Annotated in this window: 13 protein-coding genes; 4 read left to right on the top strand and 9 right to left on the bottom strand. The window is 56.7% G+C overall.

All coding sequences use genetic code 11. The annotated features are described in order from the left end of the window. Positions 1 to 124: 124 nt before the first annotated feature. From CJP46_RS33585 to yyaC, 5 genes are all read right to left on the bottom strand, one after another. Complete coding sequence (locus tag CJP46_RS33585) at positions 125 to 2218, bottom strand: O-antigen ligase family protein (protein WP_094599966.1); 2094 nt, start codon at positions 2216 to 2218, stop codon at positions 125 to 127. A 161-nt stretch (positions 2219 to 2379) separates the two neighbouring features. Further along, positions 2380 to 3588 (bottom strand): class I SAM-dependent methyltransferase, encoded by a 1209-nt coding sequence (locus CJP46_RS33580; protein ID WP_094599965.1) that lies wholly within the window; start codon positions 3586 to 3588, stop codon positions 2380 to 2382. Between the two features lie 39 nt (positions 3589 to 3627). Continuing rightward, on the bottom strand, positions 3628 to 4281 hold the full coding sequence (locus tag CJP46_RS33575; RefSeq protein ID WP_094599964.1) for a DUF6483 family protein: 654 nt from the start codon (positions 4279 to 4281) through the stop codon (positions 3628 to 3630). 192 nt (positions 4282 to 4473) lie between these two features. Then, complete coding sequence (locus CJP46_RS33570) at positions 4474 to 5268, bottom strand: alpha/beta fold hydrolase (protein ID WP_094599963.1); 795 nt, start codon at positions 5266 to 5268, stop codon at positions 4474 to 4476. A 181-nt stretch (positions 5269 to 5449) separates the two neighbouring features. After that, positions 5450 to 6028: a spore protease YyaC gene (gene yyaC, locus CJP46_RS33565; protein ID WP_094599962.1), complete on the bottom strand. Its 579-nt coding sequence runs from the start codon at positions 6026 to 6028 to the stop codon at positions 5450 to 5452. Between the two features lie 173 nt (positions 6029 to 6201). Here yyaC and CJP46_RS33560 point away from each other — a divergent pair, with 173 nt between their 5' ends. Further along, entirely contained in the window at positions 6202 to 6426 is a 225-nt protein-coding gene (locus CJP46_RS33560; RefSeq protein WP_094599961.1) for a DUF1128 domain-containing protein, read from the top strand. A 98-nt stretch (positions 6427 to 6524) separates the two neighbouring features. On the opposite strand, the gene CJP46_RS33555 is transcribed toward CJP46_RS33560, so the two are convergent. Together CJP46_RS33555 and CJP46_RS33550 are read right to left on the bottom strand one after the other, a co-directional pair. After that, positions 6525 to 7259 (bottom strand): pirin family protein, encoded by a 735-nt coding sequence (locus tag CJP46_RS33555; protein ID WP_094599960.1) that lies wholly within the window; start codon positions 7257 to 7259, stop codon positions 6525 to 6527. Positions 7260 to 7461: 202 nt separating this feature from the next. Next, positions 7462 to 8469, bottom strand: coding sequence for an asparaginase (locus tag CJP46_RS33550; RefSeq protein WP_094599959.1), 1008 nt, complete (start codon positions 8467 to 8469; stop codon positions 7462 to 7464). A gap of 330 nt (positions 8470 to 8799) precedes the next feature. Here CJP46_RS33550 and CJP46_RS33545 point away from each other — a divergent pair, with 330 nt between their 5' ends. From CJP46_RS33545 to CJP46_RS33535, 3 genes are all read left to right on the top strand, one after another. After that, the gene (locus tag CJP46_RS33545) at positions 8800 to 9057 is read left to right on the top strand and encodes a GlsB/YeaQ/YmgE family stress response membrane protein (protein WP_076176073.1); all 258 of its coding nucleotides are present in this window, start codon (positions 8800 to 8802) and stop codon (positions 9055 to 9057) included. A 37-nt stretch (positions 9058 to 9094) separates the two neighbouring features. Then, positions 9095 to 9535 carry a YtxH domain-containing protein gene (locus CJP46_RS33540; protein WP_094599958.1) on the top strand — a complete coding sequence of 147 codons (441 nt, stop codon included), beginning with the start codon at positions 9095 to 9097 and terminating at the stop codon, positions 9533 to 9535. Positions 9536 to 9637: 102 nt separating this feature from the next. Continuing rightward, positions 9638 to 9964, top strand: coding sequence for a DUF5665 domain-containing protein (locus CJP46_RS33535; RefSeq protein ID WP_094599957.1), 327 nt, complete (start codon positions 9638 to 9640; stop codon positions 9962 to 9964). A 64-nt stretch (positions 9965 to 10028) separates the two neighbouring features. On the opposite strand, the gene CJP46_RS33530 is transcribed toward CJP46_RS33535, so the two are convergent. Beyond that, positions 10029 to 11201 (bottom strand): Gfo/Idh/MocA family protein, encoded by a 1173-nt coding sequence (locus tag CJP46_RS33530; RefSeq protein WP_094599956.1) that lies wholly within the window; start codon positions 11199 to 11201, stop codon positions 10029 to 10031. After that, the gene (locus CJP46_RS33525; RefSeq protein ID WP_094599955.1) at positions 11201 to 13606 is read right to left on the bottom strand and encodes a DUF4091 domain-containing protein; all 2406 of its coding nucleotides are present in this window, start codon (positions 13604 to 13606) and stop codon (positions 11201 to 11203) included. The genes CJP46_RS33530 and CJP46_RS33525 overlap by 1 nt, the downstream gene beginning before the upstream one ends. Between the last annotated feature and the right edge of the window lie 279 nt (positions 13607 to 13885).

Raw genomic sequence — 13885 nt, 5'->3', positions numbered from 1 at the left:
GCACCGTCCATAGGCGCCTGCCTAACGGCTGCCTCTCCATGCAGATGGTAAAGGAATGTCCATACACACAGCTGGAAGCGCCCCTCGCAAGCAAGGCAGCGAACGGCAGCCCGCTGCCTTCTGGCTATTCAGCCGTCCACCGGGCCCTCCCGCCGGACAAAGCCGCAAGCTGCCTGCCCCATTCCCGGGCCTCGGAAGTTAAGGCGAACTCCCGGTCATTGCGGATGACCCGGAGCCGGGTATCCTCTGCAACACGGGCATAATCATGATACAACCCGACGCCGAAGCGGGCGATGCGCCGGGCCGCCGTTTCATGCCCGGCGGTATACTCGGCCCGTGCGAGCTGCAGCAAGCACTCCAGGCTGCTCGTTCGCCCCCCTGCATTGTATTTATCCTGGCGGAGCGCAGCGCCGATCCAATAAATAGCTTCCCCCGCATCGCCCCGCCGGCCGGCATTGTCCGCCAGAGCCCACAGCAGGCCGGGATGATGCGGCGCATAGGCGAGGCTGTGGCGGAGTATGGGCTCGGCTGCAGTCGGCGCGACAAGCCCGGCCAAATCCAGGGCGGCCGAATAGTCCGCCGGATTCCAGCGCAGCGATGAGGCGAGGACGGTCACAGCCGCTTGGTTGTCCTGGCTTCTCAGCGCCTGCATATGCTCGGCCTGGCCCATATATCCGCGGTACGCCAGGCAGGCGCCCCCTGAAGCGATGAGGATCCATAGGGATAGCAGCGCGGGAACGAGCCTGCGGATGCGCTCCGGCGGCAGAGCAGGAATGCTGGTCTTTTTCCCCACTGGGAAAGGCTCTGCCGCGGCCCGGGCAGCAAGCAGGAAAAACAGCAGCCATACGATCCCGTAGCTCCAATCGATATCGACCGCTCCGTGCAGAAGAAACACCATATAGGAAGGCAGCAGGCGGCGGCACCTTTTGAAGATCAGCAGTCCGGCTGCGGCCAGCATGGCCGCCAGCAGGCCGAATCCGATCAGCCCCGTATTCAGCAGCACATCCACATACCCGCTGTGCATTTGGCTCCCGACATAGGGGGACGATTGGACTGCGCGGTAGGACAAGCGCCACGTGTCGCCCCCCTGGCCCAGCCAGGGGGCCTCCTTCACCAGCGTCCAGGCGTCATGGACCATCGCCTGGCGGGCGGACATCGTGCCGAACTTGTGCACGATGCGCTCCCGCACGGTGCCGAAGACCATGGCGGCACCGGCGGCCAGCAGCGCGCCGCCTGCCGCCATGCCCAGGCGGCGGCGCCACGCGCCTGCGGCTCCGCCGTGCAGGCGCAGAAGCCAGCGGCCGGCGAGCAGGCTGCCGGCCCACAGCCCGGCCAGCGCGAGCAGGCCGGGCCACGGCTCCGCTGCCAGCTTGGCCGCAGCCAGCTGGCGGTACAGCAGCGCCGCGCCGGCGAAGGGCGCGGCGGCGAGCACGAGCGGCGCAAGCATGCGCCGCCGCTCCACTAGCAGGCCGGCGGCGCATGCTGCGCCGGCCGCCAACCAGGCGCCGCGCGACTCGCTGAGGAGGAGCGCGGCGGCGTACGGCAGCAGCGGCAGGCTGCCGAGCAGCACGCGGCTAGGCGCCGGGGCCGGCTGCCGCTGAAGCAGCGGACCGAGCGCGAACAGCCGCTCGAGCAGAAACACCGCCATCACGGCACCAAACGTGTTAGGATACTGAAGCATCCCCGCCAGCCGCGCGCCGGTAGCGCTGATTTCCGGATCAGCCGAATAGGTGATGGCATACGGCAGCCGAAACCATCCGTAAACCGGAAGCAGCGCGGTAACGGCAAGGAGCCCTCCGGTCATGTGCCACACCGCCGCCAGCACGAACCTTCCCCTTTTGGCCGAACCTTGCACCCAGGCCACCGCCGCAAATGATCCATATAGCGCCCAGCGCAGCGCCTGATTCCCGTCCCCGAGCAGGGAGACGGAACCGATGGTCCCATGAACGGCATAGAGAAGCATCATTAGAAACGGGCTGCACAGCAGCCAAACCGCAAGCGGCGACGCCCAGACCCTTCCTCCGAGCAGCGCCCGATCTGCAGCCGTTCCCCGACTGAACCGATACAGCCCCCATCCGCCTGCCCCGGCGCAGAAAAGGCCGAAGCCGATCCATACCGGGTACATATCCGCCGAAAAATACAGGCCGGAACGCCACACCGCCGCCGCCATAACGGCAAACAACGCAGCCCCCATCATCCACCGTGCACACTCCTTCATGCTCTACGCCTCACGCTCCCGTTTGCTCGTTCTGTTAGCCAGTATTTCCCCAAGCTAACTTGCCGAAACGGGCAGCCCGAAAGCCGAGCCTTCGTCATGTGCACTGCGGTTATGGAAGCTGCGCTTCATCTCGTCTGCCGTATTTGATGATGCTTGTTTTACTATGATTGGCGGGTACCGTTCTTATCCTGAACTTGCCGGATTGAGCCTTCGGGCAGCAAATCGGCACATGCCTTCTCCAAGTAAGGAGATGCGCTGAGCAAGTCGCGGAAGGCGGTATACTCCTGCCATAATTTATCCCTGCTGCCGCTGCTCCCTTTGACCGCGCGAATCAAAATGTTCTTAGGCGTGTGCTCCAGATCAATAAATTCCAGAAGCTGCGTCTTATATCCCATCAAGTCCAGCAGTTTGGCCCGGATGGCATCCGTCGCGAGGGCCGAGAAACGCTCTTTCAGGATGCCGTGTGACAGGAGCGGCGACAGGGCGTCGTTCTTCACCTGAGAGAACAGCTCATGCTGGCAGCACGGAACCGACAGGATTACCTGTGCGTTCCAGCGGACCGCCTTCTCGAGCGCGGCATCGGTCGCCGTGTCGCAAGCATGCAGCGTGACCACCATATCGACCTGCTCCAATTCGTCATAATCCGCAATGTCGCCGACCAAAAAACGCAAATTTTGATATTCGAGCTTTTTCGCCAGCATGCTGCAGTGTTCGATGACATCCGCCTTCAGATCCAATCCGACAACGTTCAGCACCCTTCGCTCCTGGACCGCCAAATAGTGATAGAGGGCGAAGGTCAGGTACGATTTGCCGCAGCCAAAATCCACGATCGTGATCGGGCGGCCGTCGGGAAGAGAGGGAAGGATGTCCTCCACCATTTCCAGGAAGCGGTTGATCTGTTTGAACTTATCGTATTTGCGGGCAAGCACCTTGCCCTGCTCATTCATGATGCCGAGCTCGATCAGAAAAGGAACGGATTCCCCTTCTTCCAGCACGTACTGCTTCTTGCGGTTATGCGCCAGATCCGCCGTCGTTTTGGTCGGGGATTTGGTCAGAATCGATACTTTATATTTTTTGCTGATCAGTATCTGGTAATCCGCCTCGGGCGTGCAAATCATCGCCTGCCGGAAGGTCTGCTCGAACAGCTCCACAATCGTCTGCTCGGCCTCTGCAGCCGTCAGATTCTGATGAACTACTTTGTTGGGATGAACATAAGCCAGCTGGTAATGCACTTTTTTCTTTAATTCCACGGGTTTGATCTGAACTTTGGTGAAAGAAATACCCTCACGTTTGCGAAGCTGGCTTAACGTCGCATTAATCAAAGTCGACTCCCCGATGATGTCATGAATCAATTTGCGTAATGCTTCCAAGAGAGTACATCTCGCTTTCAACTTAAGATAAGGCTCGCTTTACGCATTGATTCTGCGCCGCAGCGTCTCCATGCCTTCCAGCACTTCGCTGCGCGGGAGCCCTCCCTGATTCAGGGCTTCGTCGTCCCGTTCAAGCAGCCTTTCATAGAAGGTAACGCCTTCTTCCTCGGTGATCTCCTGTTGATCCAGCAGCCGGAAGAGCACGTTCTCGGCCTCGTCGAACCGGCCTTCCTTCTCCTCGTAGGACAGCAGAACCTTCTCGGTCTTGACCGGAAGAAGGTATCCCTTCACTTCGTCTTTCAGCTCCGCCACGCGGTCCTGCAGCTGCAGCATGGAGCGCTGGGCCCCGTTCAGGTCGGCGTATATATAGAGGTGGAGCGACTTCATGAAACGTCTGAGCGCTTCATCCTTTTCTCCCTTGTCTTTGTACACGCCGCCTTCCTCCTGCAGGAGCCGGGCTACGGTCTGCAGCTTGTCGGCCTCCACGCCGCCGCCCAATCGAAACATATCAATAATATCTTCTACAGATAAGGAATTTAACAGACGGGTATTGAGACGGAAGTTCTTGCTGAGCAGATCGTCGATTTCCCACAGGGCTTCGGCATACTTCTTCTGCTGCTTCAAACCGAACACTTTACCAACCATTTCGACCATATCTTCAACCATCTGTACGAGGTAATCTTTGCGGAACATGGATCGTCCTCCGTCCTTCCTTCAGATCAGCTTGTCAGCTTCCCTTTGATTGTAAGGCATTCGGGAGGTCAAAGCCAGTTCTTGCGGGATTCGCCGGGAAAGGGTTGATCGGGCTGGGATTCGTGTAGGAAAGATCCGGGAAAAAGAAAAAGCCGGAAGCCTGCGTTCGGCTTCCGGTCGAGCGTTACGGATTTATGCGTTTTTCATCTGCTGCATATATTGAAGGATCACCCGCGCCAGCTCCTCCGGGGCTTCCATCATACTCATATGGCCTGCCCCTTGGATCACAGCCTGGGTCACGTTCGGCTTATCCACCGTGAACACCTTCTCCGGCGGCGCGACGCTGTCATATTCTCCGGCAACCAGCAGCAGCGGCAGCACCGTCGCCGACATAACGTCCCGCCGGTCCGGGCGCTCCCGCATGGCGAGGGCGGCCCCAGCCGCTCCCTGCGGCGGTGTCAAATAACCGATTTCCTTGGCCCGTTGGATGAGCTCGGGATGAGTCTGGTCTGCATCGGGTGCAAACAGCCCGGGGATCAGCCCGTCGATAAATGCGGTAACGCCTTCCGATTGGATCGTGCTGACTGCCTTCAGGCGCTTCTCCTTGCCTTCCTCGGTATCCGGATAGCCCATCGAATGGATGAGGCCGAATCCGTTCAGCCGCGATGCGTAACGCTGCGCAAAGGATAGCGTCACATACCCGCCCATCGAGTGGCCGAGCAGCGTCACCTTCGACAGGTCCAGCTCGTCCAGCAGCTTCAGGACGTCATCGGCCATCTGCTCCAGCGAATAGGCACCGAGCGGGGCATCCGAGTGCCCATGGCCACGCAGATCGACCGAGATGCACCGATGGCTGCCCGACAATAACGGAACCAAATAATCCCAGTATTCGGAACTTCCGCAGAAGCCGTGGAGCAGCACAATCGGCTCTCCTTGGCCATGATCGGTGTAACAAAGGGTATGACCGTCACAAATCAATTTTTCCATGATGACATCCTTCTTTCTATATCAGCTTGAATTTCACCGGTTTCATCGTAATAGGATTGCAGAAATGAAGCATATATATAGAATGAACTAAAGATGAATTCTCTTTTCATACCGAAGTTGCTCCGTATGAGGTGATGACGATAAACAAGCTTTAGTTCAATCTATATAATTATGTATATTATTAAGCCAAAGGCCATAACTTGAAACGGGCCTCTGTCTCGGCTCCGCCGAGCCCGAAGCCTTCCACAGCGGCAGACGCGATCTGGCCGGCCATCGACATGACCTGGTACAGCGAGGTCATCTGCAGTGTCGAGTACGGCCGCGGACCGTTGACATTAACGACCGCCGCCACGCTGTAATGCCCGACGGCCGGCAGCATACGGCCCACCGATTTGGCGGGGAGCAGTGGCTCGTCCGACAGCAAATAGCTTCCAACCGAAGCCGGATGCCCCAGACAGGCGTCCACCGCCACGACGATATGGTCCGCCGGAATCCCCGCAATGGCCGTTTCCAAATTGTGTGCGTCGCAAGGAGAGAACAGCGTGCCGATGACATTCGGTACCCCGCTTAGGACGAGCTCGCTTCCCGTGAGCGGTCCGAGGGCATCCCCCGTGGACCGATCCGTGCCGATACATACAAAGGTAATTTTATCTAGTTGGTGGCGTTCATGAATCTGCCTGAAAAATGCGATCAATCCCTGCGCATTCATCTGCTTGCTGCGCTTGGTGCCGCGGATGTGATGGGGATCTTGAAATGACATGTCCAGCCTCCTCCCTGCTTCTTTCATTCTTGGCTCGATAGATTGATTTTACTGCAAAATCATTCGGTTGAAAAACAGGGCCTGCTGGATGGGCCGAAAAAAGCAGGTAACGGGCGTTAAGACATGCTACAATAGAACACAAGCTTAGGCACAGGAAAGGATGGGCGCTTGACATGGATTTATCCCAAAAAACACCTGAAAATATAGAGTATATGATTGAAGGTATTAAATCGAAGCTGAGAATGGCCAGCGGCGCAGCCATGAATGCATCGGCTTTCTCCGTCGACCGGTACGAAGACATCCAGGACGTCTATGACCTGGTCATGTCCAAGGACAATTTGAGCATTTCCGAGGTGGAAGCATTAGTCTCGGAGCTGGGACGCCTGCGTAAAGCGTAAGGCACCCCTTTACATTTCGAAAGCCCCCTGATGTCCGGAACCGCTGCAATCAGTCGATTCCCGGAACATCCGGGGGCTTTTCCGTCAAGGGACGCCAATTAAGGTATATCCACCAGTACAAATTCAGACTCTCCTTCACTGCTCGTTCCTTTAATATGAAGATCGCATGATTTTCTCACTCTGGCCGAATCGCCGGGCTCGAGCTGGAACGTTCCGTCGTCGCAGCCAATTTCCAGGTTGCCCGAAATCAGGAACAGAAACGTCCTGCGTTCTTCTTTCTGCGGGAACACGATTTCCTGTCCGGTCTCCAAGATCGGAAAACAGACGGATACGTCGGCATGGATCTGAAGTGCATCCGCGGACTTCGGCAATCCCTCCGCCGAGCCACTGACGAGCGGTACCAGCTTGTTAAGCCTTTCCTCCCTTGTGAAAGGGTGCGCTTTCCATGCGGGCCTGTGACCCGGTGTGGACGGCAGGAACCACATTTGCAGAAAGCGGACCGACTCTTCTTCCGACGGATTGGTTTCGGAGTGCATGATGCCGGACCCGGCGCTCATCGCTTGAACGGTTCCTGCCGGAAGCTGAACCTGATTTCCCATGTCGTCATTATGTTCAAGCGTGCCGGATATGACGTAGCTGACAATTTCCAAATCATGATGAGGATGTTTCTTAAAGCCTTGTTTCGGACTTAGCTGATTGTCGTTATGGGCCAAGAGGCAGCCAAAATGCGCATTGCTCGGATCATCATAATCGGCAAACGAAAAGCTGAATTCGCTGTGGATCCATCCCCGTTCCGACGTATGGCGCTCCGCTGAAGTCACTACTTTAATCATTTACATCCACCTCCATGAACTGCATGTGTTATTGGAATATGTAATTCTTACCCCCAACTTCGGGGGACTAATCAATCCGCTCCCCTTCTTTCGCCAAAGAAAGCATAGATACGAAAAAAGCCCCTCGCTGCGCGGCAGCGGGGGCCAAAGATTCCTTCCGAAGGACATTATTTGTTACTATATATCGGCCAAACATCTGCCTCTAGCGGGATCGCTCCAGTGTAAATACGGTTTCGGCGTGCCCCACCTTCCGGCCGGCATCATTGTATATATCTTTGGTAAATTCGGAACGCAGGCCCTCCAAAAGACGGCGGTTATCATATCCGATCTGCTGCAGGATCGATTCAACCACCCAGCCCCATTCCTCTTCCGATCCGTCCAATATTTTCAGCGCGATGCCAAGCCGCTCCTTTTTCAGACCGAAACAATACACACCCTTGAAGCCGCCTTTGGCAACAATGTTCGTGTCATCCAAAATGAACGTGTCCACCCGGTGGGTTCCGCCAACCATGGCGGGATAATGGTTCATGGCCGCTGTAATCGTCCGTACGGCCGTCCGCGTCGGTTCGTCCGTAATGAGGTCCGGACAGGCCAGCTTCACATAGGCGCTCGCCATCGCGGACAACGGCAGCGCAAATACCGGAAAGCCGCAGCCATCCGTTCCCAGCCCAATCCGTTCCGCTTCCAGACCGCTCATCATCGCGACCACGTCCAGAATTTCCCGCTGCGCGGGATGATCCGGTTCGGCATACGTCTCCTCCGGGTTATGCCGCATCCGGCTGTAACCCAAAACCCCCAAGTGCTTTCCGGAACAATTGTGGTACAGGCGCCGCTTGTGGCCTTGTTCCCGGATGGTGTGCTCCTTGCTGTCCTCGCTTAGAGGGTATGTCGGCGCGCAGACCATCTGCTCCTCGTTCACCCCGATTTTCCGCTGAATGCTCTCCAGTACTTCGATATGCCGGGGTTCTGCCAGATGGGAAGCAGCCATAATGGCGATTTCCTCCTCCGTCAGCCCGTAATAATCCGCGATCCCCGCCCGAATCCCGGGGATGGCCTGCAGCGGTTTGGCCGCGGAGCGCGTAAAGGTGACAAAATGGGGATCTCCCGCCGATGCGTACACCTCGCATCGATCATTTACGATACATATATGTCCATAATGGGTACTTTCCACGATTCCGGCCCGATATTCTTTCACCAATAAAGCGTCCATACAGCCTCTCTCCTTTTCTTGTTGCCTACCTATGATACAACTTATTCAAAGCATAATAAAGTTGATTGTCTACAGGCTCATTCCCTGCCGGGAGAATAGTGTGCACTCCACGATATTTGTAAAGCCACTTAAATGGCCAAATCCTTAATAATATCCCATGTCTGCAAAATAATTCTCCACATTTCGCTGAATATCTTCCTTTTTCACGCCTGTTGTTTCACTCCATATCTCCTCGTTTATATACGAAGTAAGATCGACGCATTGTTACAGCAGGTTAGAACGCATTCAGCGGAATTCTTCATCAAACCTTATAAAAAGGAGGCGATCGTCATGTGGGGAATTATCATCAGTATCGTTATGGCCATCATTATCGGAATTATCGGTGATGCCATCGCGGGACACAACATGCCGGGAGGCGTGATCGGTGCCATGATCGCTGGCTTTGTTGGCGCATGGGTTGGAGCTTGGCTGTTCGGCGACTGGGGTCCTGTCATCGGCAACTTCGCCGTTATACCGGCGATTCTTGGGACGGCGATCTTCGTCTTTATCCTTGGCCTGATCAGCCGCTTGTTCTCGCGTACCACCTAAATTCATATAAACCAACAATTAATAAGGAGTGATTGGCATGAATAAAGAAGAGACGGAATATCCAGTTCAAAGCGGAAGCACGTTCTTCAAGGGCGTATTTATCGGAGGTTTGCTCGGGGCGGCCGCAGCGCTGCTGTTTGCGCCCAAGACGGGACGCGAACTGCGCGGAGATCTCTCCGACAAGCTGAGCGTCGTTACCGACAAGACGAAAGAGGTCGCTTCCGTCGTGTCGGAAAAGGCAACGGATTTGGCCAAATCGGTATCGTCCAAGACGAGCGATCTCGCCAAATCCGTCAATGAAAGCAAAAATACGATCATGGAAAGCGTCAAGCAGGCTTCGGCCGACGTGGCGGATGACGTGAAGAGTGCATCCGGCGACGTTGCAGGCGATGTCAAAAGCGCTTCGAAGGATGTCATGGACAAATCAACCGATGCATCCAGCGATATCCGCCGGGAGCTTAATAAGACTTCTTACTAAGCTGCCGATTCACCCGATAGCCAGCTGACCAGCTGGCTATTTTCATGCATGGGTCCGTGATCGTCAAGGCCGAAATACCGACTGAAAAAGGAGGGGATACTGATGAGCAAAGCCAATCCTTATGACGTGGATGAACATCCTTTTGAACTGCGGCACGAAGTGAAGCGGCTGAATAACCGGCTTGACCAGATTGCCGATTCATTAGATCGATCCGAACTTCAGGATATGATCGAGAACTACACGAACACCAAGAAGCGGCTGATCACCAACTTTACGGCAGGCTTGTCCCGAGGTCTTGGCCTATCCCTTGGAACCTTTGTAGTGCTTGGCCTGCTCGGATACTTGCTCAGCTTGTTTGTCGATATGCCGGTGATCGGCCAATACATCGCCAACCTGCAGGATTATATCAGCCAATACAAATCGCAGTAACGGGTCGTGCACGGGCAAAAAGAAACGGATGGTTCCGGGGAATCCCGGGCCATCCGTTTTGGCATTATGAAGGTGCCGGTTCTTCGTTCGCCGCGACGATGACCGGCTCGATCTCTTGAAAGGCGTTCGCCTCGGCCGACTCCCTCGCCTTCAGGCAGATCAGCGCGCTCCGCAGGCCGGCTTCGAGATCCGGGCCCGCCGCAGCTCGGCCAGTCAAGCGCTCGACGAAGTGGCCGGCAATCGCGGCGTCCCCGCCAAAATGTCGCCCTTTCGCCTCAAGCCGGTAGGTCTCGACCTGCGGCGTATGATGCAGATCGACATGAATCGTCTGTGTGTAAAAATCGAACTCGAGCGTCCCTTTGTAGCCCAGCAACCGGGCGCCGCGGCGGGCAGCACCCCGGCGGGCGAAGAAATTCTGCGAATAGCTCACATGCATTCCGCTGTCGTACATGAGTAGAGCGCTCCCCGAATCCTCGTTGCCTGTATCCTGGGCGAAGCAGCAGTAATCCTGGATGTCGGAGTCGGAACCGGGCTCCTTGGCGCTCACTCTTTCCGCGCAATACGCCTCCCCGCATTCGAAGCAGCGCAGGCCGGCCGGCTTGTTGCCCCGGAATACCCTTTTGGAGGTCATGGCCCCGATCCGGACGGGAGTCCCGCCGATGATATGATGAATATAGTCGAAATCATGCGTGGCCTTCTGCAGAAACAAACCGCCCGTCTCCCGCTCGTCGCGGTACCAGTCGTGGAAATAGACCCCGCCGTAGGGGACGTTGTTCAGCGCCTGAACATGTTCCACCGTTCCGATTTTGCCGGAGTCGACGATTTCTTTCACCAGCTGAACGATCCCCGACATTCGCAGCGGGAACGAGACGACCACCTGGGATGCGGATTGGCAGGCAGCCTCATAGAGACTGCTCCATTCGGCCATTTGGGTGGCTACCGGCTTTTCCAGAAAGAGCGGAATGCCTCTGGAGAGCACCTTGACGGCCATTTCCGCATGCAGGCTGCAGCGGGTGCCGATCAGGACCGCATCGAGCTGTTCCCTCTCCAGCATTTCGTCAGCCCGCTCATAAAACCGCGGGGCCCACTTGGCGGCAGCAACCGATCCCATCCGGTGCCTCACCTGGTCCGGTTCGACATCCGTCACGGCGGCAACGTGCAATCCCGGGGCGAACGCCTCCATTTCCCGGATCATCAAGCTGATTCGAAAACCGTAGCCGATCACGCCGAGCCGCATTATCCGGCTCCTTGATCCGAAGCAGGAATCATCGTGCCACCGGGAGTTTTCGAGGTGAGCCGGAAGCTGTCAAAGTAAAGCGTAAACGGCTGCTCCAGCTGGAACATCCACAGCTCGATGCCTTTCATCTGCGTCAAATCCAGCCGCACTTCCCGCAGCGGTACGGTGATGGTCCGCGTCTGTCCCGCCGGCACCGAGACGAAATGCGTATCGTCCGAGCTGCCGTTGGTCTGATGAAATTTGACATAGAAGATTGCGGTCCGGTCAGGATTCGGATTCCGGACGTCAAACTGCAGCGCGCCATAGGAGGACCAGTCGGCGGACTTAAACCCGGTTCCGGCGCCAAACAAGCGGATGTTTGGAAATTTCACGCCCGAGGCAAAGTCAGCCTGCAGCCCCTGGCCGCCGCCGGTCGAGAATGCATCCGTCAGACGAAGCGTTACGCCCGTCTTGGTCCAACGGGACACATCGGCTTCCGAATCCGCCTCGTTTAAAGGTGCTGCGTACGGATAGCTCTCAGCCACCTGCAGCTTGCGCACGGCCGTCTTCGTCTTCCCATCTCTCGTTATCGCAATCTCCACCTCGTGCATACCCGGCTCAAGCGTCAAAGTCCGCTCGAATCTGTCGTAACCCGAGCTGTTCTCGGACGGCTCCATCGACTCCCCGCCGATCTGCACCTGCGCTCCCTTGGCCGTATATACGGCAATCGTCCGGATCGATTCGTCCGGCTTGCGGACCGTGACCAGCGGGGTGCCCTGGGGATCCTGAGCGAGTTCCGCGATAAGACCCGCCACTTCTTTGCGCACTTTCAGCAGGCGCTCCGGCTCCTCCGGATAATCCCGCATATTCGTATACAGCTCGTCAAAAATCGGCTGGAGAACGTCATGAGTATCAAACTCGTCCCCCAGACCCAAGGATGCGGCCGATTGCTTAACAAGCTGCTCCAGCCGCCATAAATACTCGTAATCCTCCGCGCCTTCGCGGAGATTTTCCAAACGCAATGTCGGTAACGGGCCGTCGATACCGAGATCATAACCGGGATAGAACAGGTATCCGTCGCCATTCGCTCCAGGAAAAGCGACCGGATCGGTCCACACTTCCCGGGGGACGTATTTCTGGCCGTTCCATTTCTGAAAAATGGTCGTCGACCAGTACAGCGTGCCCTCCACGCCGTAATCCTTTTGTTCCCAAGACAGCAGCCGGCTGCCCAGAAGATCGTCGTCGGTATGATAGGTCGGGAACGGATCCTTCGGTACGACGCTCGTATACCACCATACATGGTCGCCGCTTGCCTGGAGTTGATGCGCAAAGCTCTCATCATATTTATTGACGAGCGCGACCCACGAATGAACGCTGCCAGCCAGCTCATCGACCGGCTGGGTCGTGTTGAAGCTGCGCACGTCCGGCGCCGCCTCCTTCAGCTGCTCGGCGATGCTAACGACCTGCGGATACTTCGCCGGTCCCGGTTCATCCACCATGCTCGGGTAGAAGTAGGCTTTGTCCAGCAGCCCCTTGGAGCGTAGCAGATCGACCAAGGCTTTGATTTTCCGCACATCCAGCGACCCGTCTGCATTGGTGTACACCGGCAGCCGGTAGGCGGATACCTTGGGATTCTTGATATAAGGCTCAGCCCTCCGGACGAATTCCTCCACATCGCCCGTCGGAACCGGGAGGTAGCTGGGGGTCAGCCGCTCCTCGACCGATGCCCAGTAATACTTATCCAGCAAGCTCCAATAAGCCTCCCCTTCGACTCCTCCGTGCGCCGCGGCCACCTGGTCCCCCCATAAGGTAAAGGCCGTTTCGGCATGGCTTTCGTCGGTTAATTCGAAATCCCATACCGTAAACGAGACCGGAATCCGCACCGGGTTTCCCGTCTCATGCAGGGTGATCTCTCCCGCGTAGTTCCCGGCCGGAAGCCCTTTTGGTACATGGACCTTTACGTAAATCCCCTGATTTCGTCCGGCTTCGACCTGCAGCGTCCCGTCTAGAGGGATAAGCGCATCGGGATACCAACCGGCAGGGTACACGCCGGTCGTCGGCTTCGTGACCTGTATGTAATGCTCCGTAAACAGCTCGATCTGATCCTTGCCGATCTTGGCGTCTCCCCCCTCCTGCTTCAGCTCGCTGATACTGACCTGCAGGCGGCCGAGCGGCCGATCTCCGGCGTGAACGATCACCTGTCCGCCTTCATATTCGTTTCGCGCAGCTGCCATCTTAAGTACAGGCGCCGCCTGCTCCGGCACAGGATCGTCCCGGAGAATTTTATCCATGTTCGTCGGAACGTACACCGCGAATGGCGGAGAGCTCTCGGCCCGTACAGCCGCCGGACCCCACCAGCTTGTACCCAGTTCCATCCCAACCAGCAGCATGGCAGCGGATACCGCCATCATCCCTTTCCTTTTCATCCAAACAGCCTCCTTAAGCTATCATGATGATTGTTTCCTCAGCGGGTTCACCTCCCACCTGCGTCAGGCGGGCAACATGCACCCGCAACATCCAAGCATTCATAACGTGTTATGGAATAATCAGCAGGTATCGATAGTCTTAATGTTAAAAAACCACCTCCAATCGACCGTATTTTTTTGTACGTCCTTCACCACCACTAGTAACGAACGTTATTTTCCCTGATTATGGCAGGTAGAATATAACACGGCAAACACCCCTGGTCAATCCTTTTGGAACCC

Origin of the sequence: Paenibacillus sp. XY044 (assembly GCF_002257645.1) — a bacterium.
GTDB lineage: Bacteria > Bacillota > Bacilli > Paenibacillales > Paenibacillaceae > Paenibacillus_AQ.
The sequence above is the reverse complement of the archived record's forward strand: the minus strand, read 5'-3'. Positions and strand labels throughout refer to the sequence as shown.